This is a genomic window from Azospirillum sp. B506, assembly GCF_000333595.1.
Taxonomy (GTDB): domain Bacteria; phylum Pseudomonadota; class Alphaproteobacteria; order Azospirillales; family Azospirillaceae; genus Azospirillum.
The window spans coordinates 1-3112 of record NZ_BADK01001049.1; the positions used below are offsets into that span (position 1 = coordinate 1).

2 protein-coding genes and 2 pseudogenes are annotated in these 3112 nt (G+C 60.6%); all 4 read right to left on the minus strand.

Annotation, left to right across the window (positions count from 1 at the left end; genetic code table 11):
* Positions 1–573 (minus strand): annotated as a pseudogene (locus tag I71_RS32300) (ISAzo13 family transposase); the annotation flags it as partial.
* Between the two features lie 86 nt (positions 574–659).
* A pseudogene (locus I71_RS32305) lies at positions 660–1124 on the minus strand (helix-turn-helix domain-containing protein); the annotation flags it as partial.
* Positions 1125–1406: 282 nt separating this feature from the next.
* Positions 1407–1997 carry a phage tail protein gene (locus I71_RS36685; RefSeq protein ID WP_083897502.1) on the minus strand — a complete coding sequence of 197 codons (591 nt, stop codon included), beginning with the start codon at positions 1995–1997 and terminating at the stop codon, positions 1407–1409.
* Between the two features lie 52 nt (positions 1998–2049).
* Positions 2050–3112, minus strand: a 1063-nt coding sequence (locus I71_RS32310) for an IPT/TIG domain-containing protein (protein WP_148294433.1), incomplete at its 5' end; no start/stop codon positions are given.

Sequence of the window (3112 nt, forward strand, 5' to 3'; positions counted from 1 at the left end):
ATCACTCCTTCTTCTTGGTGTCCCCGAGATGACGGGAGCGCCTGCTGCCTGGAAAGCCTGCACCTGGGCATTGATGTGCTCGAACTGTGCGTCGCGGTCGGGATGCCCGCGTCCCTCATTGGCCTTACGGTTACCCTGGCGGGAAAAGCCGAGCCGGCGCAGCAGGCGGCGCACCGAGTTGGCCGACACCCGATGGCCCTTGTCCCGCAACGCCGCCGCCAGCTTCTCGAGGCTCTTCGACACCCACAGCAACGGACGCTCCGGGCAACCCAGCGTCATCGGGGAAACCAAGTCCAGCAGGGTGCGCTCCAGCAGAGGATCCCGGTCGGTCAACCGCTTGCGTCCACCGCCCGGCTGGCGCAACCGCGCCCCCGACGGCGGCACGCCGGTGGCGATCTCCTTCAAACCGCGCCCAATCGTGCTCGGCGCGATCCCGGTGGCCCGCGCCACCGCAGCGATCCCGCCATGCCCAAGGGCCTGCGCTTGCGTGGCGGCGAACAGACGGCGGCCTCGCTCGTCCAGGCTCGGACGCAGCAGGGCGTATTGGCGGCGGAGCGCGGCTTCATCAATCATCAAACCGAAGCTACAGGCTCCGACTCCAGACGAGAATCCCCTACCGCACGACCAGACCATTCGATTCGTCTATTTTGGCCCAATGCCTTAGCGGCGAAAGCCGGATCGTTGGAACGCTTGAAGGTGCGCAGCCGATGCGGCTGGAGCCGGTTGGCTTCCCAGATGCGCTGCACGGCGCGCAGGCTGATGCCGACGGCCTTGGCCACCGCCCGACCGGTCCAGTGTGTCACGGCGCCGGGTGGTTCCGAACAGGTCAGCGCCAGCACCTTGGCCACGGTGGCGGGCGGCAGCGGTGCCCGGCCGGGCTTGCGCGTCTTGTCGCGCAGCAGGCCATCGACGCCTTGTTCGGCGTAGCGCATCTGCCAACGCCAGACCGCCGGGCGGCTGACACCGGCCCGGCGCGCCACCTCCTGCACCGGCAGCCGCTCGGCCGAGAGCACGATGATGTTCACCCGCTGGACATGCTTGTGCGGGCGGTTGCGGTCGCCGAGGAGCGCGGTCAAACGCGCGCGATCCTCTGCTCCAACGATGACGCTGACGGTTTGGGCCATGCCGACAGAATCGCACACCAGCAGCCCGCTGTGAATCCTATGTCTGCGTCAGTGCACTAGCCGCCAAACTGTCCGGGAAACAGGGTCCACTTCAGCCGTCCTGACCTCAATCCCATCGAGATGATGTTCGCAAAGCTCAAAACCTTGGTCCGGAAAGCCGAGGAAAGAACGATCGAAGCCGTATGGCGGCGCATCGGAAACCTGCTGGAGCACTTCCAGCCAAACAAGTGCGCCGCATACATCCGACATGCAGGATATGCTTCTATATAAATCAGACAGACTCTAATTCTGAGGAAATTCTCCATCATGGGCAATCGCGAAGGTCAATACCAGGAAAGGCTGTCTGTTTTCGTGACCTGCGATATTGGCTTGGTCCTGTCCATAGGACGTGATCGTTCTTGAATCCATGTAATTCTCCAGTCCTTCGCCTCCGGTGATAAAGGCAGGAGCCAAAAGCATGTTTCCGGAGTAGGTCAGCGGCGGCGCGTTGAGCCGCGTCAACATGACATCCGATCCCGGCGTGCCGGTGTAGGAGGAGGAGTTTGCGTTGATCAGATACTGGATCGAATGAGTGTGGATCGGGAGCTGCGATTCGGCAAGGGTAACGCTATTGCTTCCCTCTTTAGATCCCAAATTGCCAATTGAAAGCGACGCTCCCATGGGAGCACACATCCGCAAATCAGGCACATTGAAACTATACGCATTGGGACGGCCATAGATTTGTCCTATGACGGCGTAAAGGGCAGGATAACGGTTTGTTGGGTAAGATTGCCCATCGCACGGAAGCCAAATATCTTTCCAGCCTCCAATCTTTTCGAGCATATGGACTGGTGTCGAAAACATTCTGATTTCCCCGATGAAAGGCTCGCCCATATTTTTACTCCAGAGTGAAATATTTCTCGGTTCCCGAAAGAATGCGACTGATCTATTGTTCGCCCGAAGCCGTCACGGTAACCATGAGAGTGTTGCTTTTTCCGGCCTGGTTCTCCACCACGACGGGAGTGGGGCCGGTTGGAATGCCCTGGGGAACCATGAATCCGATCTCGCCTTCGTTTCTGCTGACCAGATTGCTGATGTTCCTGCTTCCCAGCAGGATGTGGGTGGTATCCACAAGCCCGCGACCAAAGATGACGAGAATACCGCCGTATGGAGCCGGATCCGGCGCCAGCCGGCTGAGCCTTGGCGGGTACAGGAAATACGCGTTGGGATTCTGTTCGCTAAAACCATTGACGTTCTGCACCCTGATGCCGCAGCGGCCGAATCCCGGCGGGGTGGTCGTAACGATCGTCGTGTCGGACGCGTTGGCGGGAATGACCTTTTCGGTGCTCCCAAACCAGACGCTCGTCACTCCGGTGAAGCCGGAGCCGGTAATCGTCACTGACGTGCCCCCGCTGGCGGGACCCACGTTCGGAGACGTGTCCGTAACCGTCGGGGCGTGGCCATAGCGTCGGCCGATCTTGTATGGCAATGTCGTTCCATTGGTGCAGAGCACGACGACTTCGACATCCGGATAGGCGGGTGCGCTGCCGGGCAGGCTTTCCGTCATCCGGTCCATCGGCGCGGTCACGACGATCCTGTCATGTCCGCCGGAGACGAGCTTGCTGCTTCTGCTCACGGTTCTTTTTTCGTCGCCCTTGGTGAAGGTCACGCTGACGAATTCGTCGATGCCGATCCCGCTGATCCAGAGGTTGGTGCCTTTTTCGAAGGCGACAGGCGTGACAAGGGTAACTGACGGGACATAGGTGTAGTGCGCCAAAGCGGGTGCCGAACTGACGCCGGCCGGGGTCGTCACCTGTACCGGCACGATGCCATTCCCCGGCGGCACGAGCACCTTGATAACATCATCCTGGACCGAGACGATTTGGGCGCTGGACTGTCCGAATTGAACCGTGGAATTCGCGGAGAAAGATTGGCCGAAGATGGACACGGATTGGCCGCCGAAATTCTGCCCGCGCGAATCGACAGGCTGTGCACGACGGCATGTAGGT

Bases quoted from the DNA above. Each gene is read 5' to 3' on its own strand.
- I71_RS36685 (WP_083897502.1), bottom strand. From the start codon at position 1,997: ATGGGCGAGCCTTTCATCGGGGAAATCAGAATGTTTTCGACACCAGTC.